Origin of the sequence: Thermomonas alba (assembly GCF_022419205.1) — a bacterium.
GTDB classification, from domain to species: Bacteria; Pseudomonadota; Gammaproteobacteria; order Xanthomonadales; family Xanthomonadaceae; genus Thermomonas; species Thermomonas alba.
The window spans coordinates 25,013-48,094 of the sequence record NZ_JAJOZU010000008.1; the positions used below are offsets into that span (position 1 = coordinate 25,013).

Below are 23,082 nucleotides of genomic sequence, written 5' to 3' on the forward strand. Positions count from 1 at the left end.
GGGTCAGACCACGGCATAGTTCAACAGTGGCTTGACGCTCCCCCACTCGCGGCAGCTCGGACACTGCCAGTGGTGGCTGCGCGCGCCGAAGCCGCAGCGGTTGCAGCGGTAGCTGGGGTTGCGCACCAGCAACTGGTCGGTGATGTGCTTGAGATCGTGCAGGGTCGCCACCGCATCCGCGCCTGCGGCCAGGCTGAGTTCGATCAGCGCAGCCTCGCCGCGCACCGAGGGGCGATCCTTGAGCTGCTGCGCCAGGTAGCGGCGGGCCGCATCCACCCCCTCCTCGGCCTCCAGCATCCGGGTCAGCGCCAGTACCGGAGAAATGCCGCGGTAGTGCTCGCACATGCCGGCGAGGAACGCGCGCGCGCCGGTGCGCTCACCGGCCTTTTCATAGTTCTCCAGCAGCATGGGCAGGATCACCGGCAGGAAATCCGGATCATGGCGGGCCGCACGCTCGAACGCGCGGATCGCAGCCTGGGTGTTGCCGGCCTCGGCCTCGATCCGGCCTTCGAGGATGCCGGCGCGCACCGAGGTGGGATCCGCGGCATAGGCGCGCGCCACCGCCGCGCGCGCGGCCTCGACATCGCCATTGCTGCGGTGACGGTCGGCCAGTTCGCATTCGAACTGGCCGATCAGGCGGCCCATCGGCTGCCCGGTCACCTGCTCGTAGCGGGAGGCGTTGTGAATCGCGCGCTCCCAATCGCGCTCGGATTGATAGATGTCGATCAGGTGCTTGAGGGCCTGCGGCGCGCGCTGATCCAGGCGCGCCAAGTCGTTGAATACGGTCTCGGCGCGGTCCAGCAGCCCGGCGCGCATGTAGTCCTCGCCGAGCGCCGAAAGCGCCTGGATTTTCTGGGTGTCGGTCAGGTCCGGCCGCTGCGCCAGCGCTTGATGCAGGCGGATCGCGCGGTCGACTTCGCCTCGCCGGCGGAACAGATGGCCCAGCGCGACCTGAGTCTCGAAGGTGTCCTTGTCGAGCTCCGCCACATGCAGGAACAGCTCGATCGCCTTGTCCTGCTGCTCGTTGAGCAGGTAGTTCAGGCCGCGGAAATAGGTCGTGGAGAGCTTGCTGACCTGATGCCCACTATGGCGCTCGCCGCCGCGGCGCCCAATCACCCAACCAACGAGTGCCGCCAGGGGAACCAGGATGATGAACCACATCCATTGGTCGAGAAAATCGAAATCCATGATGCTCTCCGTGACTCGGCAAGGCAGCGCCAAAGCAGCCAGCATGCGGCGGCTAGCTTAGCGGACTCTACCGGATGGAATCAGTCGAAGCGGGCGCGTGATGCCACGCGCATCAGTCGGCGTCGGGCAGTGGGATGACGTCGGTGACCCGCTCGCGCAACTCTTTGCCTGGCTTGAAGTGCGGCACGTATTTGCCGGGCAGGGCCACCGCCTCGCCGGTCTTGGGATTGCGGCCGGTGCGCGGCGGCCGATAGTGCAGGGAAAAGCTGCCAAACCCGCGGATCTCGATGCGCTGTCCGCTCGCCAGTGCGCTGCTCATCATCTGCAGCAGGGACTTGACCGCAAGGTCGACGTCGTCCGCCTTCAGATGGGGTTGCCGCCGGGCCAGCAGCTCGATGAGCTCGGATTTGGTCATGTCGTGAAAAATCTCGTCGCGGCCGCAGGCGGCCCGGCATGCGCCGGGCCGCTGCAGGTTCCGATGGCGTCGGGATCAGTCGGCTTTGTTCAGCTGCTCGCGCAGCAGCGCGCCCAGCTTGGTGGTGCCGCTGGCCGCATCGGCATTGGCCTTGTTGTACTCGGCCAGCGCCTCGGCGGCTTCCGCCGCATCCTTGTCCTTGATCGACAGCTGCAGGGTACGTCCCTTGCGGTCCATGCCGACGAACTTGGCTTCAATCCGCTGGCCGACCTTCAGCACCTGGCTGGCATCGTCCACACGCTCTTGGCTGATGTCGCGCGCCATGACGTAGCCTTCCACGCCATCGCCCAGGTCGATGGTCGCGCCCTTGGCGTCCACGTCCTTGACCGTGCCGGACACCTTGCTGCCCTTCGGATGCGCCGCCAGGAACTGGCCCAGCGGATCCTGTTCCATCTGCTTGACGCCCAGCGAGATGCGCTCGCGCTCGGGATCGACCGCCAGCACGACGGCCTCCAGGGTATCGCCCTTCTTGTAGTTGCGCGCGATCTCCTCGCCGGAGGAGTTCCAGCTGATGTCGGACAGGTGGATCAAACCGTCGATGCCACCCTCCAGGCCGATGAAGATGCCGAAATCGGTGATCGACTTGATCTGGCCGGACACCTTGTCGCCCTTCTTGTGAGTGGCGGCGAAGGTTTCCCACGGATTGCTGGTGACCTGCTTGATGCCCAGCGAGATGCGGCGGCGCTCTTCATCCACGTCGAGCACCATGACCTCGATTTCGTCACCGACCTGCACCACCTTGGCCGGATTGACGTTCTTGTTGGTCCAGTCCATCTCGGACACATGCACCAGGCCTTCGACGCCCGGCTCGATCTCGACGAAGGCGCCGTAATCGGTGACGTTGGAGACCTTGCCGAACACGCGGCTGCCGGCCGGATAGCGGCGCGCGATGTTGTCCCACGGATCCTCGCCCAGCTGCTTCAGACCGAGGCTGACGCGATTGCGCTCGCGATCGTACTTGAGCACGCGCACTTCGAGCTCCTGCCCGACCTCCACCACCTCGGACGGATGCCGCACGCGCTTCCACGCCATGTCGGTGATGTGCAGCAGGCCATCGATGCCGCCGAGATCGACGAACGCGCCGTAGTCGGTCAGGTTCTTGACCACGCCCTTGAGCACGGCGCCCTCGACCAGCTTCTCGAGCAGCTGCTCGCGCTCCTCCGAATGCTCGCTCTCGACCACCGCGCGGCGGGAGACGACCACGTTGTTGCGCTTGCGATCGAGCTTGATGAGCTTGAACTCCAGCTCCTTGCCCTCCAGATAGGCCGGATCGCGCACCGGGCGCACATCGACCAGCGAACCGGGCAGGAATGCGCGCACATCCTTGATGTCCACGGTGAAGCCGCCCTTCACCTTGCCGCTGATGCGACCGACGACGGTCGCGTTCTTCTCGAGCGCTTCCTCGAGTTCGTCCCACACCATCGCGCGCTTGGCCTTCTCGCGCGAGAGCACGGTTTCGCCGAAGCCGTTTTCGAGCGAATCGAGGGCGACCTTGACTTCATCGCCGATGGCGACGTCGATCTCGCCGTTCTCGTTACGGAACTGCTCGATCGGGACGATACCCTCGGACTTCAGGCCAGCATTGATGACCACGACATCGTTGCGGATGTCGACCACGGTGCCCTTGACGATGGCGCCAGGCTTGAGCTTGGCAAGATCGGCCGCCTGGCTGGCTTCGAACAGTTCGGCGAAGGATTCGGTAGCTGCGGAGTTCATGAAAAATCTCGGGTGGATACACAGGCAGCCCACAGCGACGGGGCTGCCCACCTTGGGCTGGTTGGCCTCGACGCAGCAAGCGCCCAGACCACGTGTGGTTGAATGGAAACCGCAGGCACGGACGTGCCCACGGGGCCGGTTCTGCCAAGCGCAACCCCGACCGTCAGGCCGCAGGGCGGGACACGACGTCCAGCACCCGCGCGACCACGTCCTCGACCGACAGCCCGGTGGTATCGATGAGGACGGCGTCATCCGCCGGCCGCAGCGGCGCCACCGCGCGACTGGCGTCGCGGGCGTCGCGGGCGAGAATCTCGCGTAGCAGACCGTCGATTGTGACCGAAACCCCTTTTTCTTTCAACTGTTTATAGCGCCTCTCGGCGCGCTCTTCGGCACTCGCGGTCAGAAACACCTTGTAGGCCGCATCCGGGAAGATGACGGTGCCCATGTCGCGACCGTCTGCCACCAGCCCCGGCGGCTGGCGAAAGGCGCGCTGGCGCTCCCTCAATGCGGACCGCACCTCGGGAATGGCGGCGATCGCGGACGCCGCGGCGCCAGCCGTCTCGGTGCGCAGCTCATCGGTGGCGTCCGTACCATTCACGATCACCCGCGGCTCACCGCTGCCGTTCTCGCGAAACTCCACGCGGGTATCGAAGGCGCAGCGCACCAGCGCCGAGGCATCCGACAGATCGATGTCAGACCACCCGGCGGCGATCCCGACCGCGCGGTACAGTGCGCCGGAATCCAGATAATGCCAGCCCAATCGGGCCGCCACGATGCGACTGACGGTGCCCTTGCCGGAGCCGGAAGGCCCATCGATGGTGAGAACCGGAACGGAGGTATCCATGCCCGTCATTATGGGGGCAAGCGCGGCCTGCCGGCCCAGCACGCGACACCCGTGCGCGCCGCGTTGAAATGCGCCCCGCTTCCCGGCTACAATGCGCGGCTCAAGTTTCACTCCATTTCATTTGCCGAGGTTTCGTCATGAAGGTCCTGTCCTCCCTGAAGTCGGCGAAGACCCGTCACCGCGACTGCAAGGTGGTTCGCCGTCGCGGCAAGGTCTTCGTGATCTGCAAGTCCAACCCGCGGTTCAAGGCGCGCCAGCGCTGAAGGTCGGCGGCAGCCCGCGCGGACTTGCCCCGCGCATACCCGACCCGAAAGGCCGCCGCAAGGCGGCCTTTTCCGTATTTATCGCCTACCGGCCTTGCCGTGGCCCGGTTCGGCCCGGTTCGGCCCGGTTCGGCATAGAATCCGGCGTTCGACCACTCGCATCCTGGGAGCATCGTCATGGAGCGTTTTTCGCGCAGTCTTGTCCTCACCGCCGTTCTGCTCGCCTCCACCGCCGCTGTCCAGGCGGCCACCGGTGACACGCTGCTGATCCAGCGCATCCAGCAGAAGCCGGCCAACCTTCCTGCACGCGGCATGACCCATGCGCAGGTGGAAGCCAAATACGGCGCGCCCGGTCAGCGTCTGCCGGCCGTTGGCGGTCAGAAGCGCGCTTGGCCGGCGATCGAGCGCTGGGTCTATCCCACTTTCACCGTTTATTTCGAGCAGGGCCGGGTGATCGACGCCGTGGTCAACCAGGCCAGCCCCAACGAGATCGGCCCCAAACCGACCACGCGCTGACTCTCTTCTCCCGGGGCCGTCGCGCGCGGCCCCGCGCTTATCCGTCTTCCCACGATGACTGACGCCTCTTCCCGTTTTCCCGCCGAGTGGGAGCCCCAGTCGGCGGTGTTAATCGCCTGGCCGCATGCCGGCACCGACTGGGCCCCGCGCCTGGCCGAGGTCGAAACCACCTACGTCGCGCTGGCCGCGGCCGTCACCCGCTTCCAGCCGCTGCTGGTGTGCGCGCCCTCTTCCGCCCTGCAGGCGCATGCCCGCGACCGCCTGGCCGCCGCCGGCGTGGATCTGGCGCGGGTGCGGTTCCTGACGGTGGACTACGACGACACCTGGCTGCGCGACTCCGGCCCGATCACCCTGCGCGAGGACGCGGGGTTCCGCCTGCTGGACTTCCGCTTCACCGCCTGGGGCGGCAAGTTCGAAGCCGGCCGCGACGATCGCCTGGTGGAGCACCTGCACGCCCAGGGCGTGTTTGGCGCCGCAGTACGTGAGCGCATCGATTTCGCGCTGGAAGGCGGCGCGATCGAGACCGACGGGCGCGGCACCCTGCTCACCACTTGGCGCTGCCTGCACGAGCGCCATCCGGATGCGACCCGCGAGCAACTGACCGCGCAACTCGCCGCCTGGCTGCGCCAGGACCGCGTGCTGTGGCTAGACCACGGCGCGCTGGAGGGCGACGACACCGACGCCCATATCGACACCCTCGCCCGCTTCGCCCCCGGCGATGCGATCGTCTTCCAGGCCTGCGATGACGAGGCGGACTCGCATTACGCCGACCTCCAGGCGATGGCCGAAGAGATCGCCGCCCTGCGCACCCGCGATGGCCGACCGTACCGCCTGTTCCCGCTGCCGTGGGCCAGGCCCATCCTGGATGAAGGCCGCCGCCTGGCTGCCAGCTATGCCAACTATCTGATCATCAACGGCGCGGTGCTGATGCCGGCCTACGGCGATCCGGCGGATGCGCGCGCCGCGGACGTCCTCGCGGCCGCCTACCCTGGCCGCAAGATCGTGCCGGTGCCGTGCCGGCCGCTGATCTGGCAGAACGGCAGCCTCCACTGCATCACCATGCAACTGCCCGAAGGACTGGTCTGATGTCCAAGCACAACACGCTCCCCGTCGCGCTGGTGCAGGAGCGCAACCACGGCGATGCCGAGGCCAATCTCGCGGTGATCGAGGCGCGTGTGGCCGAGGCCGCGGCCGCCGGCGCGAAACTCGTCCTACTGCAGGAACTGCACAACGGCGCGTATTTCTGCCAGCACGAGTCGGTGCGCGAGTTCGATCTCGCCGAGCCGATCCCCGGCCCTAGCAGCGAGCGCCTGGCGGCGCTGGCCAAGCGCCACGGCGTGGTGCTGGTGTCCTCGCTGTTCGAGAAGCGCGCCACCGGGCTGTACCACAACACCGCGGTGGTGTTCGACGCCGACGGCCGCACCGCGGGCAAGTACCGCAAGATGCACATCCCGGACGATCCGGGCTTCTACGAGAAGTTCTACTTCACCCCGGGCGACCTCGGCTTCACCCCCATCGACACCTCGGTGGGCCGGCTGGGCGTGCTGGTGTGCTGGGACCAGTGGTATCCGGAGGCCGCGCGCCTGATGGCGCTGGCCGGCGCCGAACTGCTGCTGTATCCGACCGCGATCGGCTGGGACCCCGACGATGCGCAGGACGAGAAGACCCGCCAGCGCGACGCCTGGGTGCTGTCGCACCGCGGCCATGCGGTCGCCAACGGATTGCCGGTGCTGTCCTGCAACCGCGTCGGCCACGAGCCTTCGCCGCTGGGGGCCTCCGGGATCGATTTCTGGGGCAACTCGCTGGTGCTGGGGCCGCAGGGCGAGATCGTGGCCGAAGCCGGCACCGCGCCGACCCTGCTGCTGGCCGAGGTGGACATGCAGCGCAGCGAGCACGTGCGCCGCATCTGGCCATTCCTGCGCGACCGCCGGATCGACGCCTATGGCGATCTCGTGAAGCGTTACCGTGACTGAGCCCAACCTTCAGGAAAGCTCCGGCTACGCCGGCCAGCCGGTCATCGAGGTCGAACGCGACGGCGTGCATTACACCCTGCTGGGCACCGCGCACGTGTCGAAAGCCAGCATCCAGGCGGTGCAGGCCGCGATCGACAGCGGCCAGTTCGACGCCGTCGCCGTGGAACTGGACGAGCAGCGCCACAAGGCGCTGACCCAGCCGGATGCGCTGGCGCAACTGGATCTCGTCAAGGTCATCCGCGAGAAGAAAGTCGCGCCGTTCGCGGCCAACCTGGCGTTGGCCGCCTACCAACGGCGGCTGGCCGAACAGCTCGGAATCGAGCCGGGCGCGGAACTGAAGGCGGCGGCCACCGAGGCCGCCGCGCGCGGCCTGCCGCTGCAACTGATCGACCGCGACGTCGGCATCACCTTCCGCCGCATCCTGCAGGGGCTGCGCTGGTGGGACCGGATGAAGCTGATCGGCGGGATCATCGGCAGCCTGTTCGAGCGCGAGCAGGTCTCCGAGGCCGACATCGAGCGTTTGAAAGAAGGCGACATGCTCGAATCCAGCTTCGGAGAGTTCGCGCGAACGACCCCTTCGCTGTATGCCACATTGATCGATGAGCGCGACCAGTACATGGCCGCCAGGCTGCGCCAGCGCAGCGACGGCGCTCGCCGCGTGCTGGCGGTGGTCGGCGCCGGGCATCTGAAAGGCATGGCCCGCTACCTGCGCGAGGAGACGCGGGAACCGGCGGCACTCACCGCGGCGCTGGCCGAAGTCAGGCAGAAGCGCCGCCTGCCGTGGATCACCCTCACCCTGCTGGCGCTGATCGGCGGCGGCATCGCCTGGGGCTGGTACCACGGCGGGCACGCGCTCGGCCGCGAGTTGTTGCTGCAGTGGGTGGCCTGGACCTGCGGTCTGACCGCGCTCGGCGCGCTGCTGTCCGGCGCCCACCCGCTGAGCCTGCTGGTCGGGGCGCTGGTGGCGCCGTTCAAGCCGTTCCGCCCGGGGCTGCCGTCCGGCATGTTCAGCGCGCTGGTCGAACTGCGCCTGCGCAAGCCGGCCTACCCGGACTTCCTCGCCCTGCGCGACGACGCCCAGAGCCTGCGCGGCTGGTACCGCAACCGCGTCACTCGGGTGGTGCTGGTGTTCATGCTCACCAACCTCGGCACCGTCGCCGGCGAGTGGATGGCCGGCGCCCGCATCTTCGGAAAGTTGCTCGGCTGATCCGCCTCACCCAGCTGACGGGCCGGCATCGGCCATACGCCGCTGTGCGGCGGTCATCCGCGCGCGCGCGATGATGCGGGCGGTGCCGGCACGCAGGTCGTCCAGCAGGGCGTAGATGGTCGGCAGGAACAGCAGGCTGACCACGGTCGAGAACGCCAAGCCGCCAGCGATCGCACGCGCCATCGGGTAATACGGCGGACCGTCGCCGGCCACCTGGGTCTTGGACAGCGCGATCGGCACCATCGCCAGGATCGCGGTGCCCATCGTCATCATGATCGGGCGCAGGCGCTCGCGGCTGCCTTCCACCAACGCATCGATCCGCGGCAGCCCGCGCCGGCGCAGGTTGTTGATGTGCTCCACCATCACGATGCCGTTGTTCACCACCACGCCCATCAGCACCAGGATGCCGATGAAGGCCATGATGTTGAACTGGGTGCCGGTGAGCCACAGCAGCCAGTACACGCCGAAGATCGAGAACAGCACGCAGCTCATGATCGCCAGCGGGAACAGCAGCGACTCGAACACCGCCGCCATCACGATGAACATCAGCACCAGCGCGATCCCCACGTTGCGCAGCATCTGCTGGTTCATGTCGATGCTCATGCCGAAACCGCCGCCCTCGAAGGTGATGCCATAGCCTGGCGGCAGGTCGAGCGACTTCACGGTGGCTTCGATCTCCTTCTTCGCCTCCTCCAGCGTGGCGCCGGGCGCCAGGTTGGCCTGCACCTTGAGCATGGTCTGCCGGTTCATGCGCTGAATCGTGTTGGCCGACGGCACCGTCTGCACGTCCACCATCGCCAGCAGCGGCACGCTGCGCCCGTCCGGAGCGCGCACGATGAACGACTGCAGGTCCTCGGGGCCATAGTGCTCGGCGCCCTGGAAGCGCACGCTCACCGGGATCTCCAGCTCGCCGCGCTGGAACTCGCGCAGCGAGGCGCCGCGCAGGGCCATGCCGACGAACTGCGCCACCTGCTGCGCCGAGAATCCGTAGGCCGCCGCGCGCTCGCGGTTCACCCGCACTTGCAACTCGCTGTTGGCATCGCCGGTGTCCACCCGCACATCGCGGAGCGACTTGCTGCGCGAAAGCACCGGGATGATGTCGCTTGCGATCTCGCGCAGGGTCTGCGCGGAATCCCCGATCAGGCTGAACTGGATGCCATTCTCGCCGCCGCCCAGCCCACCCTGACGTCCGAACCCGATGTTGGCGCGCGCGGACTTCGGCAATTCTTGCCGCATCGCATCCTGGATTTTTTTCGATTCCTCCGGATCCTTGGTGGCCACGCTTACCTCGGTCATCGCCCAGCCCTGCTCGGCATAGCGCGAATAGACCTTCTGCACCCCGAAGCGCTTTCTGTTTTCATTGATGTAGCGCTCGACTGCGGCCACCACCTGCCCCATCTGCTCTTTGGAGTAGGCGCCCTTCCATTGGTAGAAGATGGCGATTCTGCTGGGGTCGGATTCATCGCCAGTATCGCCCTTGGTGAAATGGATCGGGATGAAACTGATCGCACTGATCGCCAGGATCCCGGCCACCGCCCAGCCGCGGTGCTCCAGCGTCCAGCGCAGGAAGCGGGCATAGCGGTCCTGCAGGCGCGAAATGAAAGGCGACTTCACGGCGGGCGGGGTGACCATCCGCGCCGACAGCATCGGAATCAGGCTGATCGCCACCAGCCACGACGCCAGCAGCGACACCGAGATGGTCACCGCCAGCTGGGTCAGGTAGATGGTCAGGATGTTCTTCTCGCCGAACATCATCGGCAGGAACACGATGCAGTGACACAGGGTGCCGGCAGACAGCGCGATCGCCACGTGTCGGGTGCCGATGATGGAAGCCAGACGCGGGTTGTCCGGATATTTCTCGCGCTCCTGGTAGATGCTCTCCACCACCACCACGGCGTTGTCCACCAGCATGCCGACCGCGAGCAGCAGGCCCATCATCGACAGGATGTTGAGGGTGATCCCCGCGAAGTACATGAACCCCAGGGTCATGATGAAGCAGATCGGAATCGCGGTGGTCACCATCAGAGTCGAGGGCCAGTGGCGCAGGAACAGGTACAGCACGATCACCGACAGCAGCAGACCGATCGCGCCGGCCTCGGCCAGCGCCGACAGCGAGCTGACCACCGCCTTGCCCTGGTCGTCCACCACGTCGATCTTGATTCCGGCCAGCGCCGGGTCGCGCTGCAATTCCTGAAGCTCGGCATTCACGGCGCGCGAGAGCTCCACCAGGTTCGCCGCGCGCTCCTTGTAGATGTCCACGCCCACGCTGGGACGGCCGTCGATCTGGCGCACGTAGTTCATCCGCTGCGGCTGTAGCCGCACGTCGGCGATATCGCCAAGGCGCACGCCGCGCGCGTTGATCGGCAGGTCGCGCAGCTGCTGCAGATCGGTCAGCTCGCCCTTGGGCTGGATCCGCAGCCGCCGCCCGTTGTCGGTGATCTGACCGGCCGATACCGAGAAGTTGGCAGCCTGCAGGCGCGTCACCAGATCGTTGAGCACCACGCCGTTGGCGGTCAGTCGGTCGGGATCGATCGCGACCACCACCTCCTGCACCGGCACGCCCTCCACCTCGACCCGGGCCACACCGGGCAGGCGCTCCAGCCGGCGCTTGATGCTCTTGTCGATCAGGTCGCCACGCGCGCTCAGGTCCTCGCTGCTGGTCAGGCGCAGGCTGATCGCCTCCTGATCGCCCGTGCTCCAGCGCCGCACGAAGTAGCGCTGAAAATCGGACGGCAGCTGGTCGCGAATCGCGTCGATCCGCTCGCGCGCCTCGGAAGCGGCCACCGCCACGTTACGACCCCAGTCGGTGAACTGTACGAACACGCCGCCACCGTCGGCGCCGGCATTGGAATTCATCGACTTGATGCCGGACATGGTGGCTAGCGCTTCCTCCACCGGACGCACCAGGTTGCGCTCCACCTCCTCGGGAGTGGAGCCGGCATACGGCAGCTGCACGAAGAAGAATGGCGCAGATGCCTCCGGCTGCGCCTCCAGCGGCAGCCGGAACGCGGCGATCAGGCCGATCACCACCATCGACACGAACAGCATGATGGTGGTAACCGGGCGGCGGATGGAGAGTTCGGTGATGTTCATCGCCCGCTCATCCCTTCACTTCGCCGCTGCCGGGCGCCATCAGCGGGTCGTGCTCGTGGGCCAGCACTTCGGCCACCGCCTGCGCATCGCGGCGCGCGCGTCGGCCACGCTCGGCGTAGTACTCGTCCGGCTTGCGGTCCAGCAGGTCATACACCACCGGGATGACCACCAGGGTCAGCAGGGTGGATACCAGCAGGCCACCAATCACCGTCACCGCCATCGGGCTGCGCACCTCGGCACCATCGCCGAACGCCAGCGCCAGCGGCAGAAAGCCGAACACGGCGGTCAGGGTCGTCATCATGATCGGACGCAGGCGTGAGCGCGCGCCCTCCACCAGCGCCTCGCGCTTGGCCACGCCGGCCTCACGCAGCTGGTTGACCTTGTCGATCAGGATGATCGCGTTCTTCACCACCAGGCCCACCAGAAGGATCAGACCGATGAACACCACCACCGACACCGGCGAGCGGGTCAGCAGTAGCGCCGCCACCGCGCCCACCAGCGCCAGCGGGATGGTGAACAGGATCACGAACGGGTGCAGCAGCGATTCGAACTGCGAGGCCATCACCAGATACACCAGAAAGACCGCAAGCCCGAACGCGAACAGCAGCGAGCGGATGGAATCGTCCAGCTCCTGGCCCTGGCCGCCGATCTGCATGCCGATGCCGACGCCCAGCGGGTTCTCCGCCACCATCGCCTGCACCTCGCGGATCGCGGTGCCGAGGTCGATCCCGCGCAGGTTGGCGGAAACGATCGCCACCCGACGATGGTCGGCACGGTGGATCTCGCTTGGCCCATAGGTCTCCACCACGCGGGCCACTGACGCCAGTTCCACCGGCGCGCCCTTGCCGGGATTCACGATCAGGCGGCGGATATCCTCCACCGTAGCGCGGTCTCCCTCCTGCACCCGCACGAGCACGTCGATCTTGCGATCGCGGAAGCTGTAGCGGGTGGCCACTTCGCCAGCCACTTTCTTGGTGACGGCATCGGCGATCTGGCGGGTGGTCAGGCCGAGCGCAGCGGCGCGGTCTTGATCGAAGTGGATCTGGATCTCGGGAAAGCCCTGCTCCACCGTCGATTTCACGTCGGCGTAGTGGCTGTTGGCGCGCAGCATGGCGGCCAGTCTGTTGCCGGCAGCACGGATGGCGTCGAGATCATTGCCCTCCACCTCGATCTCCAGCGGCGGCGACAGCGAGAACAGCTCGGGCCGGCTGAAATCGACCTGCACGCCCGGGTAAGCCGCCATGGTCTTGCGCAGCGCCTCGGTCAGCGGGCCTTCCGCCGCATTGTCGGTCATCACCACCGACAGCTTGCCGATGTTCTCACCGCTCTCGGTCGGATTGGCATCCAGCCGGGTGCCAGTGCCGGAGACCCCGTACAGCAGGCGCACGCCCTCGTCCTTGGCATGCGCGGCCTGCACCTGCCGGATCAGCGCATCGGTGCGCGCCAGCGGCGTACCGGGCGGCAGCTTGGCGGTCATGTCGAAGCGGTCCTGCGCCAGCTGCGGGATCAGATCGGTGCCCAGCAGCGGCAGCACCGCCAACGTCGCCGCGAACGCGATGCCCGCTGCCAGCAGCACCGGCGCCGGGCGCGCCAATGCGGCCGGAAGAAGGCGCAGATACGCGCGCTCGGCACGCGCATATGGCGCCATCGCGAGATCACTGGCCTTGCGCATCACCGGCCCCACCAGCGCGCCCAGCAGGCGCCAGGTGCGCACTACCAGCCATACCAGAGCGAATACCGCATAGCGCAGCAGCGCAGCGAGACCGCGTCCGACGTACATCACCGGCTTCTGCCAGGCTTTTCCGGCTTGCCAGCGCGGGCGCGGCGGCTCCTCCGGGAAGCCCAGCGGCGCGCGGCCCTTGAGCGAGCTGAGCATCGGGATCAGGGTCATCGCCACCACCAGCGACACCGCGATCGCGATCGCCACCGTCAGCGCCTGATCGCGGAACAGCTGGCCGGCGATGCCCTGCACGAACACCAGCGGCAGGAACACCGCGATCGTGGTCAGGGTCGAGGCGACCACCGCCATGCTCACCTCGCGGGTGCCGGCAATCGCCGCCTCGAGGATCCCAAGGCCACGCTCGCGCGCCTTGGCGATGGATTCCAGCACCACGATCGAATCGTCCACCACCAGACCGGTGGCCAGCGCCAGGCCACCCAACGACATCACGTTCAGGCTCAGCCCCAGCTGGCCCATCACGAAGAAGGTGGCGATGATCGACACCGGCAGCGACAGGCTGATGACGAAAGTGCTCCAGCCGTCGCGCAGGAACAGGAAGATGATCAGGATCGCCAGGATGCCGCCGATCACGCCATCCACCTTCACGTCGCGGATGGCGTTGCGGATGAACACCGACTGATCCTCGATCACCGTCAACTCCATGTCGCGCGGCAGCTGTTCGCGGATTTGCTTCAGCCGCACCTGCAGCGCATCGGCGGTGGCCACGGTATTGGCATCGCCCTCTTTGTAGATCGCCAGCTCCACCGCCTCGCGGCCGTCCAGGCGGATGATAGTGTCGCGCTCCTTGTAGCCCTGACGCACCTGCGCCACGTCGCCCAAGCGCAGAGCCTCGCTGCCGCTGCTGGACCCGTTGCTGCTGCCCTGCGCCAGCGCCGCCATCACGCTGGCGTTGCCGCTCGCCGCCGCCACCCGCATCGCCGCCAGGGTGGCGGGATTGGCGGCACTGGCCGCGCGCGTGGTCAACAGCATGTTGCGGATTTCATCGACGCTGGCGAACTGATTGACGGTGCGCACCAGGTAGCGCTGCGAGCCTTCCTCCAGGCGTCCGCCGGAGATGTTCACGTTCTCCTGCTGCAGGCGCTGGATCACGGTGTCGATCGACAGCCCCAGCTGCGCCAGCCTGCGCTGGTCCACCTCCACCTGCACCTCGTCCTCGAGACCGCCGCCGACCTTGACCGCGGCCACCCCGGCCACCGGTTCCAGCTTGCGCTTGAGGTCATCATCGGCGTAGCGGCGCAGCCCCATCAGTTGGCGCAGCTCCTCGTCGCCGCGCACGGCCTGCTTCGGCGTCAGCGCCAGCCGCATGATCGGCTGGGTGGACGGATTGAAGCGCAGCAGCACGGGTGGCTTGGCCTCGCGCGGCAGCTGCAACGACTCCATCTTGTCGCGCACGTCCAGGCTGGCCTGGTTCATGTCGGTGCCCCAGGCGAACTCCAGCACCACGTCGGACTGACCGGTGCGCGAAATCGACTTCAGTTTGCGCAACCCCTTGACCACGCCCAGCGCCTCTTCCGCCGGCTGCGTGATCAGAGTCTCGACCTCGGCCGGCGCCGCGCCTGGGTAATCGGTGCGCACGGTCAGGGTGGGATAGCTGAGGTCCGGCAGCAGATTGACCTTGAGGCTGCCCAGCGCAATCAGGCCGAACAGCACCAACGTCACCGTCATCATCGCGATGGTGACGCGCCGGCGGGTGGCGAACTCGACCAGACTGAAGCGGCCGGCAGGTGTGCCCAGCGGGTCGTGCGGCGACGGCGTGCTCATCGGGCAACCTGCGCTGGCGCCTGGTTTGCGCCCGTTCCCAGCACGTTCACCACACTGCCGTCGCGCAGCGCGGCCTTGCCGGCCACCACCACCGGCTCACCCTGCTTGAGGCCGGCGCGTACCTCGACCCAGGGGCCGTCGTCATAGCCCAGCTCGAGGGTGACCCGCCGGGCCTTGCCGTTGCGCACCACGAACACCGCCGGGTCGCCGCCGTCGTCCAGCAGCGCGCTGCGCGGGATCACCAGCGCATCCGCGCGCCGGTCGTAGTCGATCCGGATGCGCCCGAACATGCCTGGCTGCAGGCCGCCATCGGCATCGAACGCGCATATCACCCGGAAAGTGCCGCTGCCGGCATCCACCACTGGAGCCACCCGGTCCACCCGGCCCTTGAAGATGCGGCCCGGCAGCGCATCCACCGTCAGTTCCACCGTCTGCCCGGGCTTGAGCTTCTCGATCTCACGCTCGGGCGCATTCAGGGTCGCCTCCAGGCGCGAAGTGTCCACGATGGTGAAGATCGGGGTGTTGATCTGCACGAAGTTGCCGGGCTTGATGTCACGGCTGGCCACCACTCCGGAAATCGGCGCGGCCACGTTGCCATAGGACAGCTCCAGCCTGGCCATGCGCAACGTGGCGCGAGCGTTGTCGAGGTCGTACCGCAGCTGGTCCACGTCGTTGGCGCTGACCATCTTTTGCGCCGCCAGCTGTAGGGCGCGGTTGTAGTTCGCCTCCAGCTTGCGCACCTGCGCCTCGGCCTGGGCAACCTGCAGCTTGGCGCGGTCGCGGTCGATTACGACCAGGGTCTGTCCGGCCGTCACATGCTGGCCGACATCGGCCAGCACCTTCAGCGCGATCCCGGAGGTCTTGGCGACCACCTGCGCCTGGGCGCGCGCCTCCAACGGCGCTGTGCCGCTATAGCTGGCCGAGATCGAGCGGCGCTCGACCCGCGCCACTTCCACCGGCACCGCCTCCGGACCTTTGTCCTGCTTGGCGTCCGGCTTGCCTCCGGGGGCCGTGGAGACTTTGCAGGCGGACAGCCCGAGGAGGATCAGCACCAGGCCGGCGCGCGCCAGCGAGGAAATGCGGCCGGGACGGAAAACGGCAGCCGTAGGGGTGTCGTGCATGGGGGGATTCGCAAAGTTTGGTGTTGTAGTCAAGTATTTCACCAGGCCAATCCGACTGCCATGCGCCGAAGGTCATGGGTGGCCGGGCGGACTGGCCGGGCGAAATGGCAGGGATGAGCCCGGTTGACCTCTCTACGCTGATCCACGGCGGCCGGATGGGTGTCCGGTGCCGCCGACGAAAAATCGCCGCTATACTCCCTGAACGGAAGCTGCCTGACACGGTGGCTTCACCTGCCAACGCACCATCTTCCGAAATCACCACGGGAACCGCCCGATGACGCGACCGCTGTCGATTGCCGCAAGCCTTGCCCTGCTCCTGGCGGCCTTTTCCGCCACCGCCCAGGATCCCGCGCCTGCCGCCGTCAAGGGCGATGCCGCCCGCGGCAAAGGCCTGACCTACACCTGCCGCGGCTGCCACGGCCTGACCGGCTACAAGAACGCCTACCCGAGCTACCACGTGCCGATGATCGGCGGGCAATCGGAAACCTACCTGCTCAATGCCTTGAACGAATACCGCAACGGCAATCGCAAGCATCCCACCATGCAGGCACAGGCGCAGAGTTTCTCCGAGCAGGACATCGCCGACATCGCCGCCTACCTGTCTAGCCTGAAGTGAGCCGCGCCATGACCAAGATTTCGATGACTCTGCTGACCCTGGCCTGCGCTCTCGCTCTGTCCGCCTGCAGCGCCGGCAAGTCCGACGCCGAAGCCGCCACCGAAGCCACCTCCCATGCGTCCTCGTCCGCCGGATTGCCCAAGGGCGACATCCGCGCCGGCCAGGAGCTGGCCACCAAGGGCGGCAACGGCATCGCGCCCTGCACCTCCTGCCACGGCGCCGAAGGCAATGCCCCGATCGGCGACATCTATCCGAAGATCGGCGGCCAGTACGCCGACTACATCGCGCATGCGCTTCAGGCTTACCGCAGCGGCGCACGCGCCGGCGGCAATGCCGACGTGATGGCGGCCCAGGCCAAGGGCCTGAGCGACCAGCAGATCGCGGACCTGGCCGCCTATTTCCACAGCGTGCCTACCCAGCTGCGCGACCTGTCGAACGTGAACTGACCGCGGCCCGTACCAGCGCAGCGTGCGAAGGGGCCTGCGGGCCCCTTTTGCATGGCGGGCGCGATGTCCGGCGAAGGCAGCCAGATGGCAGCACGCACCACCGCCATCACATGGCGAATGGATGCGTGCATGCAAGGGTGAGCGCGCATCACAAAAGACCCGGTCTCGCAGGCGTTGCGCCTGGAGGGGACCGGGTCGTGGCCGGAGCGATTCTGCGGGGCGCCTTGCGCGCCGGACAGTTTTTCTCCGGCACCAAACACCATAGAACCGGCGACGTTAGCAAAACGATAAACGCACCCGCGCCGCGGCGTGTCGGCAAGTCGCATTCAGTCGCGTGCCCACGGCCACCAGCCGCGACCGGTCAGCGCATAGCGGTCGGCCGCACGCTCGAAACGGTTGCGCGCGGACACCCCGCCGTGCAGCAGGTACAGCGGCGGCAGCAGTGCGCCCAATGCCATGTACTGGAAGACATGCGCGCGCTCGTGATCGGCCAGCAGAACCGGCGGATCGTGGCCGATTCCGGCCGCGTGCGCATAGGTGCGACACGGCCGCTCCAGATCGTCGCCGGTATCCAGGATCACGTTGCCCAGGGTCAGCGCGCCGCCCGGCCCCCACGGCACCCGCTGGAACACGCAGGCCAGGTCGCGCGGGCTGAAACGCAACCGCGCGCCAGCGGCCATTGCCGCCAGCCCCGCCACCAGGCCAAGCGCGGTCACCGGCAAGGCCCATACGATGCCAAGGCCCTGTGCGAAGCGCAGCCCCCAGCGCGGCAGCCCGCGCATACTCAATGCGACCGCTGCGCCAGCCAGTCGTGGATGGTCTGCGGCACGTCCTTCTGCGCGCGCCCGGAGACGTAGATGCCGATGTGACCGCCGCGGAAGGAATACTCGGTGTAGTCGCGGCTGCCGCACAGCGTGCGCAGCGCACGCGAGGCATCCGGCGGCACCAGGTGGTCCTGCTCCGCGTAGATGTTGAGGATCGGCATTTGCAGCCGCCGCAGCTCTACTTCGCGCTCGCCCACCTTGGCCCCGCCGGTGACGAAGCGGTTCTCCTGGAAGAACTGCTTGCTGAACTCGCGGAACGCCTCGCCGGCCTGGTCGGGCGAATCGAAGATCCACTGCTCCATGCGCAGGAAATCCTGCATCGCCTTGCGATCGTCGAGGATATCGAGCATGCCCACGTACTTCTGTACGAACAGCCGCCACGGTTTGAGCATCAGGTAGGTGAAGTTCATCATGTCGGCCGGCACGTTACCCAGCGTGTCCACCAGCAGGTCCACGTCGATCTCACGGTTCCAGTTCGACAGCATGTTGTCCGGGGTGTGGAAGTCCACCGGCGTCACCATGGTGACGAGGTTCTTCACCCGCTGCGGGTGCAGCGCCGCGTAGCACAGCGAGAACGCGCCGCCCTGGCAGATGCCCAGCAGGTTGATCGCCGGCAGCCCGTGCGCATCGCACAGATGTTCGACCGCGCCGCCGAGGAAGCGCTCGATGTAGTCCTGAAGGGTCAGGAAACGGTCGGAGCGGTCAGGGTAGCCCCAGTCGATTACGTACACGTCCTCGCCGCGGGCCAGCAGTCCTTTCACCAGCGAGCGGTCGTCCTGCAGATCCACCATGTACGGACGGTTGACCAGCGCATAGGCGATCAGGATCGGCACCTTCGCCGTGGGCGCGCGCTCGCCGCGGAAGCGGTACAGCACCACCTTGCCGTCGCGCCAGACTTCTTCACGCGGGGTCGCGCCCACGTGGACATCGTCCAGCTCGCGCAGGGTGCGCAAGCCGGCCACGAGTTTCTGCTGCAGCTTGGCGGCCTCTTCGGCCAGCGTTTCCGGAGTGATGGCGAGCGGGCCGTACATGTCAGCGCTTCCTGGCGGTGGTCTTGGTCGCGGTCTTGGTTGCGGGTTTTTCCGCAGGCTTCACGGCAGGCCTGCGCGTGCGCCCAGCCTTGGCCGGCGCAGCCTTCGCCGCTCGGGTGGCTCCCGCCTTCACGGCCTTGCCGGCCGCGCTTTTCGCAGCCCCCGCTGGGTGCGTGGGTGGGTCGGCGGTCGGCGCGCGCTGCATTCGCCGCACTGCGCGTTCGAGCTCCGCGATCTTGCGGTGCGCACTGTCCAGTTCCACCCGCCCGGGCAGGCCCAGTGCCGTCGCCATCTGCTCGCCGATCGCCTGCGCCGCGGCGCGTGTCTGCATCTGCGCGTTGACCAGCTCGCCCAGCACGTGGCGATACTCATGCGACAGTGCGAGTTCGACCCAAGCCTCCTCAGCGGCATCCACCCACACATCGAACAGCGCGCGCACGCTGGTGAGCTGGCGACCTGGCGCCTCGTGTTCGGCCAGCTTCGCCTCGAAGCGTGCGAACGCGTCCTGCGAGGCCCTGGCCAAGAGCGCATTCCACGCCTCCTGCGCGCGCTGCAGGCGCAGCAGCGCACGGCCCAGCGCCTGCGCGCGCTCCTGGTGCTCGCGGGTGAGCCCGAATGCCGGCAACCCCAACATGCCCTCCGCCTGCGCGCGCAGCCCATGCAGCCAGGGCGCGGCTGCTTCGCTCCACTGCGTGAGGTTGCCAAGCCCAGGCCCCTGCATGCCCTGGACCATGCCGGCAACCGGATTGGCGCCGACCACGCCTTGCCAGGCACGCGCCACGTCCGGCGCGGAATGCGGGCGCCCGGCAAACTGCGCCGCCACCTGCTGCATCTGCGCCAGCCAAGTGCCGGCCTGTCGCTGGAAGTGATCGAGCACGCCGTTGAAGGCATCGCTGCCGCCAAGCTGGGCGCGCCATGCCCCCAGCGCGTCCTGCAGGCCGGCCGCCGCCGGGCCGCCCGTTGCTGGCGCACCGCGCAGCGCATCGCCCCACAGCGCCCAGTACTGGCGCGCCAGCGCCGCGAAATCGTTGGATGCGTCCGTCATGTGTCCTCCGCTATAGGTGCCATGCTAGCAACGCCGTTACGGCACTGCCATGACGAAGGACCATCGATTCAACGCGGCATCGCCAGGTTCGCCGGCGCCAGCGGCACACCCATGCGCGGCGTGGTGGCGATCACCGCATCCTCCGGCAGCGCCGCCTTGCCGTCGAGGTAGGCATCGACCCGATCCAGCGCCGCGTACACATACGGCAGCAGCGGCAGGTAGGCCGCGGCCATGTGCGGCAGGCCGAGGAAGGCATCGAAATGCTGAACGTTGCGGACCTGCCAGTAGCGCACATCGCGGCCGGCGGCCCTGGCCATCGCCACGTAGGGCGCGCTGGAGAAGGCCGGCGGCACCAGGCCGTCGTCAGCGCCATGCACGACCACCAGCGGCAGCCCGGCGCGCGGCGGCGCAGCGCGAGTTTCGGCGATACCCTGGCGCACGCGGCGCGCATCCGCGCCCTCGCCCGTCCACAGCCCGCGCAGGCACTGCAGGCCGGTCAGGCCCAGATCGGTGAGCGGCTGCGGATCGACGATGGCCACGCCCGCGCCGGGCGGGATGCCGCTAGCATCGGCCCACCAGGCGGCGCGCTCAGCCGCGGTGGCCGCGCGCGGCGCGAGGTCCGCGCCCAGCGCGGCATAGCGGTAGCCGCAGGGATGCGCATCGTGCGGATAGCGCCCGTAGGCCGAGGCATAGGCCACCGCGATCGCGCGCCATAAGTCGAAGCCCACGCTGATCGCACCCGCGCGCAGGCCGGCATCGCTCCAGCCGGCTGCACGCAGCCGCGCCAGCGCGTCCTTCTGCTGGGCGTCGAGGGTCGCGCCCGCGAGCACACCGCGCGCCGCCAGCGCCGCACACTTCGCCTCCAGCCCCGGCATCGCCGGGATGCCCAGCTGCGGCAACGCGCAAGGCATCAGCAGCGCGGCCTCGCTGGCGTAGTCGTACAGCGCGCGCGCACCGTGGCCGTCCACCAGTACGCTGGGTTCGCCGGCCACCGCCGCGTCCAACCACGGCTCCGGGTCTTCCGCCGCACGCAGCACCGCGCCGCCCCCGTTGGAGATGCCGACCGCGATGATGCGGGTGTTCGCGATGGTGAACGGCGCCTGCTGCGGGAACTGCGCGTCCAGCACCGAGAGCGCGAACTGCGCGGCCTGCTTGAGGTGGCGGCCCCAGTCGGCCTCGGGATTGTCCTGCGAGTGCGCGTGCTTGAAGGCCACGCCGTGGCCGGAAGCCGGCGTGGGCGCGAAGGCCAGCGCGGCATCGCCCCCAGCGGCGGCGACGGTGCCATCCAGCGCGATGCCCTGCCCGGCATCCAGGTCGAAATAGTCGGTGCCAGCGCCCTTGTCGGTGTAGGCCACCGCGCAGCCGCGCGGCAGGCCCCAGGCGCCGGCCACCGCGATCGCGCCGTAGATGCCGCGCGAACCCGAGGACGCGGTCACCACCACGCAGCGCTTGCGCGCATCGAAATCGTCCGGCAGCTGCACCAGCACGCGATGCGGCTGCGTCGCGCCGGGCAGGCGGGCATAGGCGCTGAACTCGCGGCCTGGCGCCGCCGCGGTGCTGCCGTACAGCTCGCCATAGCCGCCGCCCGGCGCGAGGTCGGCGATCCCGCGCCAGTTCGACCAGATCGCGCGCCGGCGCAGCTCGGTCGGGGTCGGATGCGCGGCCTCCGCGAACGCCGGCGGCAGCAGCGCGCGCAGGCCCTGCAGGCCAAGGCCGGCGGTCAGCAGATCGTCATCGCCGCGGTGTTCGGTGATACGGATCGGGCTGAACATGGGGCGGGCTTCCTGATTCGACGGTGCCTGCGCGGGCAGGCTGGCACAGGCGGCCAGCAGCAGGCCGGCCGCGGCGAGGGCGCAATGGCGGAGTGTGTGCATGTGCCGACCTTACCCCCTGCCGCACGCTCCCGCATCGTACTTTCGTACCAGCCAGGCGCGGCCGCCGCGCCGACACGATCCTGCTAGCGTATGGCTCCCCCATGGCGTCGCGGAGTTCCCCCATGAGCGAATCCTTCCTGCACGGGCGCACCGCCCTGGTCACTGGCAGCACCTCCGGCATTGGCCTGGCGATCGCCAAGGCGCTGGCCGCGGCCGGCGCACGGGTGGCGATCAACGGCCTGGGCACGCCAGAACAGATCGCCAGTGCGATCCGCGAAGTCGAGGCTGCGGGCGCGGGCGCCGGGCCGGAGCCTGTGCGCCACTTCGGCGCCGACCTGCGCGATCCCGACGCCATCGCGGCGATGATGAGCGATCTCGCCGCCTGGTCGGACGGCGGCGTGGACGTGCTGGTGAACAACGCCGGCATCCAGCACGCGGTGTCGCTGCACGAGATGCCGGTTTCGAAGTGGAACGACATCCTCGCCATCAACCTTTCGTCCGCCTTCCACACCATGCGCGCGGCGCTGCCGGCGATGGCCGCGCGCGGCTACGGGCGTGTCATCAACATCGCCTCGGTGCACGGGCTGGTGGCCTCCAAGGACAAGGCACCCTACGTGGCCAGCAAGTTCGGCCTCGTCGGCCTGAGCAAGGTCGCCGCGCTGGAATACGCGGCGCAGGGCAGCCGCGAGTCCGGCGGCATCACCGTCAACTGCATCTGCCCGGGCTGGGTGGAGACCCCGCTGATCGAGCCGCAGATCGCGGCGCGCATGCACGGCGGCTCGCGCGAGGACGGCGTGCGCGCGCTGCTGGCCGAGAAGCAGCCCAGCCTGCGCATGACCCTGCCGGAAGAGATCGCCGCCCTCGCCGTGTTCCTGTGCCGGCGCGAAGCGCACAACATCACCGGCACCGCGCTCCCAGTGGATGGCGGCTGGACGGCGCAGTGAGCGCGTCCATGCCCGGCTGATCCAGCACTCTCATGCCGCCGAACTTGCTGCGCCACAGGTAATACGAGGCTTCGCTGAAGCCGTGCCGACGGCACAGGTCCTTGACCGACACGCCCGCTTCCGCCTCACGCAGGAAGCCGATGATCTGCTCTTCGGTAAACCGCTTCTTCACGTCCAATCTCCTTGTCGATGGGGATTGGACTCCAGATCGCGGGGCTACTCAAAGGCGGGGGACGTCGTTCGGGCCGGACTTCACCCGCAGCACAGGTGGCCGGAACCCCGCGAGATATGACCGAATCTGGTGCACGCCCCTGAGTTGAGGAGAGGCGGCGTACCGGGTTGGAATGGGCTTGTCACGAGTCCACCCAACCACGAGGTACGCCACCGTGAGCAACGATAACGTC

19 protein-coding genes and 1 pseudogene are annotated in these 23,082 nt (G+C 68.0%); 8 read left to right on the forward strand and 12 right to left on the reverse strand.

Annotation, left to right across the window (positions count from 1 at the left end; genetic code table 11):
• Window positions 1–3: 3 nt before the first annotated feature.
• From lapB to cmk, 4 genes are all read right to left on the reverse strand, one after another.
• A complete protein-coding gene (gene lapB / locus ML342_RS10855; RefSeq protein ID WP_240127055.1) occupies window positions 4–1,188 on the reverse strand; it encodes a lipopolysaccharide assembly protein LapB in 1,185 nt (394 codons plus the stop codon).
• Between the two features lie 112 nt (window positions 1,189–1,300).
• Window positions 1,301–1,603 carry an integration host factor subunit beta gene (locus tag ML342_RS10860; RefSeq protein WP_240127056.1) on the reverse strand — a complete coding sequence of 101 codons (303 nt, stop codon included), beginning with the start codon at window positions 1,601–1,603 and terminating at the stop codon, window positions 1,301–1,303.
• A 75-nt stretch (window positions 1,604–1,678) separates the two neighbouring features.
• A complete protein-coding gene (gene rpsA, locus ML342_RS10865) occupies window positions 1,679–3,379 on the reverse strand; it encodes a 30S ribosomal protein S1 (protein ID WP_240127057.1) in 1,701 nt (566 codons plus the stop codon).
• A gap of 163 nt (window positions 3,380–3,542) precedes the next feature.
• The gene (gene cmk / locus ML342_RS10870) at window positions 3,543–4,223 is read right to left on the reverse strand and encodes a (d)CMP kinase (protein WP_240127073.1); all 681 of its coding nucleotides are present in this window, start codon (window positions 4,221–4,223) and stop codon (window positions 3,543–3,545) included.
• Window positions 4,224–4,360: 137 nt separating this feature from the next.
• Between cmk and ykgO the strand changes: the two genes are divergently transcribed.
• The 5 genes from ykgO to ML342_RS10895 all read left to right on the forward strand — a co-directional run bounded on the left by ykgO (window position 4,361) and on the right by ML342_RS10895 (window position 8,182).
• On the forward strand, window positions 4,361–4,486 hold the full coding sequence (gene ykgO, locus ML342_RS10875; protein ID WP_005913193.1) for a type B 50S ribosomal protein L36: 126 nt from the start codon (window positions 4,361–4,363) through the stop codon (window positions 4,484–4,486).
• Window positions 4,487–4,663: 177 nt separating this feature from the next.
• Entirely contained in the window at window positions 4,664–5,002 is a 339-nt protein-coding gene (locus ML342_RS10880) for a hypothetical protein (protein ID WP_240127058.1), read from the forward strand.
• Between the two features lie 54 nt (window positions 5,003–5,056).
• A complete protein-coding gene (locus tag ML342_RS10885; protein ID WP_240127059.1) occupies window positions 5,057–6,088 on the forward strand; it encodes an agmatine deiminase family protein in 1,032 nt (343 codons plus the stop codon).
• Window positions 6,088–6,975 carry a carbon-nitrogen hydrolase gene (locus ML342_RS10890; protein ID WP_240127060.1) on the forward strand — a complete coding sequence of 296 codons (888 nt, stop codon included), beginning with the start codon at window positions 6,088–6,090 and terminating at the stop codon, window positions 6,973–6,975. Before ML342_RS10885 ends, ML342_RS10890 begins: the two co-directional genes overlap by 1 nt.
• The gene (locus tag ML342_RS10895; RefSeq protein WP_240127061.1) at window positions 6,968–8,182 is read left to right on the forward strand and encodes a TraB/GumN family protein; all 1,215 of its coding nucleotides are present in this window, start codon (window positions 6,968–6,970) and stop codon (window positions 8,180–8,182) included. The genes ML342_RS10890 and ML342_RS10895 overlap by 8 nt, the downstream gene beginning before the upstream one ends.
• A gap of 6 nt (window positions 8,183–8,188) precedes the next feature.
• On the opposite strand, the gene ML342_RS10900 is transcribed toward ML342_RS10895, so the two are convergent.
• The 3 genes from ML342_RS10900 to ML342_RS10910 are packed head-to-tail and all read right to left on the reverse strand — an operon-like array spanning window position 8,189 to window position 15,898.
• Window positions 8,189–11,275, reverse strand: a complete 3,087-nt coding sequence (locus ML342_RS10900; RefSeq protein ID WP_240127062.1) for an efflux RND transporter permease subunit — start codon at window positions 11,273–11,275, stop codon at window positions 8,189–8,191.
• Window positions 11,276–11,282: 7 nt separating this feature from the next.
• On the reverse strand, window positions 11,283–14,777 hold the full coding sequence (locus tag ML342_RS10905) for an efflux RND transporter permease subunit (protein ID WP_240127063.1): 3,495 nt from the start codon (window positions 14,775–14,777) through the stop codon (window positions 11,283–11,285).
• Entirely contained in the window at window positions 14,774–15,898 is a 1,125-nt protein-coding gene (locus ML342_RS10910) for an efflux RND transporter periplasmic adaptor subunit (RefSeq protein ID WP_240127064.1), read from the reverse strand. The genes ML342_RS10905 and ML342_RS10910 overlap by 4 nt, the downstream gene beginning before the upstream one ends.
• Window positions 15,899–16,172: 274 nt before the next feature.
• Here ML342_RS10910 and ML342_RS10915 point away from each other — a divergent pair, with 274 nt between their 5' ends.
• Together ML342_RS10915 and ML342_RS10920 are read left to right on the forward strand one after the other, a co-directional pair.
• Window positions 16,173–16,514 carry a c-type cytochrome gene (locus tag ML342_RS10915; RefSeq protein ID WP_240127065.1) on the forward strand — a complete coding sequence of 114 codons (342 nt, stop codon included), beginning with the start codon at window positions 16,173–16,175 and terminating at the stop codon, window positions 16,512–16,514.
• 8 nt (window positions 16,515–16,522) lie between these two features.
• Window positions 16,523–16,960 (forward strand): c-type cytochrome, encoded by a 438-nt coding sequence (locus ML342_RS10920; protein WP_240127066.1) that lies wholly within the window; start codon window positions 16,523–16,525, stop codon window positions 16,958–16,960.
• Window positions 16,961–17,286: 326 nt separating this feature from the next.
• Here the strand turns inward: ML342_RS10920 and ML342_RS10925 are convergent, their stop codons facing one another.
• The 4 genes from ML342_RS10925 to ML342_RS10945 all read right to left on the reverse strand — a co-directional run bounded on the left by ML342_RS10925 (window position 17,287) and on the right by ML342_RS10945 (window position 21,734).
• Window positions 17,287–17,742: a hypothetical protein gene (locus ML342_RS10925; RefSeq protein WP_240127067.1), complete on the reverse strand. Its 456-nt coding sequence runs from the start codon at window positions 17,740–17,742 to the stop codon at window positions 17,287–17,289.
• Window positions 17,743–17,744: 2 nt separating this feature from the next.
• Window positions 17,745–18,815 (reverse strand): class III poly(R)-hydroxyalkanoic acid synthase subunit PhaC, encoded by a 1,071-nt coding sequence (locus ML342_RS10930; RefSeq protein WP_240127068.1) that lies wholly within the window; start codon window positions 18,813–18,815, stop codon window positions 17,745–17,747.
• 1 nt (window position 18,816) lies between these two features.
• On the reverse strand, window positions 18,817–19,860 hold the full coding sequence (gene phaE, locus ML342_RS10940; protein ID WP_275672473.1) for a class III poly(R)-hydroxyalkanoic acid synthase subunit PhaE: 1,044 nt from the start codon (window positions 19,858–19,860) through the stop codon (window positions 18,817–18,819).
• Between the two features lie 68 nt (window positions 19,861–19,928).
• Entirely contained in the window at window positions 19,929–21,734 is a 1,806-nt protein-coding gene (locus ML342_RS10945) for a 3-hydroxybutyrate oligomer hydrolase family protein (protein WP_240127069.1), read from the reverse strand.
• A 122-nt stretch (window positions 21,735–21,856) separates the two neighbouring features.
• Here ML342_RS10945 and ML342_RS10950 point away from each other — a divergent pair, with 122 nt between their 5' ends.
• Window positions 21,857–22,678 carry a 3-hydroxybutyrate dehydrogenase gene (locus ML342_RS10950; protein ID WP_240127070.1) on the forward strand — a complete coding sequence of 274 codons (822 nt, stop codon included), beginning with the start codon at window positions 21,857–21,859 and terminating at the stop codon, window positions 22,676–22,678.
• Here ML342_RS10950 and ML342_RS10955 read toward each other — a convergent pair.
• Window positions 22,659–22,850, reverse strand: a pseudogene (locus ML342_RS10955) (transposase); the annotation flags it as partial. The gene ML342_RS10950 and the pseudogene ML342_RS10955 overlap by 20 nt on opposite strands.
• Window positions 22,851–23,082: the final 232 nt, after the last annotated feature.

Coding starts and splice junctions, on each gene's coding strand:
- cmk (WP_240127073.1), bottom strand. CDS start 4,223: ATGGATACCTCCGTTCCGGTTCTCACCATCGATGGGCCTTCCGGCTCC.
- rpsA (WP_240127057.1), bottom strand. CDS start 3,379: ATGAACTCCGCAGCTACCGAATCCTTCGCCGAACTGTTCGAAGCCAGC.
- ML342_RS10900 (WP_240127062.1), bottom strand. CDS start 11,275: ATGAACATCACCGAACTCTCCATCCGCCGCCCGGTTACCACCATCATG.
- ML342_RS10930 (WP_240127068.1), bottom strand. CDS start 18,815: ATGTACGGCCCGCTCGCCATCACTCCGGAAACGCTGGCCGAAGAGGCC.
- ML342_RS10880 (WP_240127058.1), top strand. CDS start 4,664: ATGGAGCGTTTTTCGCGCAGTCTTGTCCTCACCGCCGTTCTGCTCGCC.
- ML342_RS10925 (WP_240127067.1), bottom strand. CDS start 17,742: ATGCGCGGGCTGCCGCGCTGGGGGCTGCGCTTCGCACAGGGCCTTGGC.
- lapB (WP_240127055.1), bottom strand. CDS start 1,188: ATGGATTTCGATTTTCTCGACCAATGGATGTGGTTCATCATCCTGGTT.
- phaE (WP_275672473.1), bottom strand. CDS start 19,860: ATGACGGACGCATCCAACGATTTCGCGGCGCTGGCGCGCCAGTACTGG.
- ML342_RS10915 (WP_240127065.1), top strand. CDS start 16,173: ATGACGCGACCGCTGTCGATTGCCGCAAGCCTTGCCCTGCTCCTGGCG.
- ykgO (WP_005913193.1), top strand. CDS start 4,361: ATGAAGGTCCTGTCCTCCCTGAAGTCGGCGAAGACCCGTCACCGCGAC.
- ML342_RS10905 (WP_240127063.1), bottom strand. CDS start 14,777: ATGAGCACGCCGTCGCCGCACGACCCGCTGGGCACACCTGCCGGCCGC.
- ML342_RS10860 (WP_240127056.1), bottom strand. CDS start 1,603: ATGACCAAATCCGAGCTCATCGAGCTGCTGGCCCGGCGGCAACCCCAT.
- ML342_RS10885 (WP_240127059.1), top strand. CDS start 5,057: ATGACTGACGCCTCTTCCCGTTTTCCCGCCGAGTGGGAGCCCCAGTCG.
- ML342_RS10950 (WP_240127070.1), top strand. CDS start 21,857: ATGAGCGAATCCTTCCTGCACGGGCGCACCGCCCTGGTCACTGGCAGC.
- ML342_RS10920 (WP_240127066.1), top strand. CDS start 16,523: ATGACCAAGATTTCGATGACTCTGCTGACCCTGGCCTGCGCTCTCGCT.
- ML342_RS10945 (WP_240127069.1), bottom strand. CDS start 21,734: ATGCACACACTCCGCCATTGCGCCCTCGCCGCGGCCGGCCTGCTGCTG.
- ML342_RS10890 (WP_240127060.1), top strand. CDS start 6,088: ATGTCCAAGCACAACACGCTCCCCGTCGCGCTGGTGCAGGAGCGCAAC.
- ML342_RS10910 (WP_240127064.1), bottom strand. CDS start 15,898: ATGCACGACACCCCTACGGCTGCCGTTTTCCGTCCCGGCCGCATTTCC.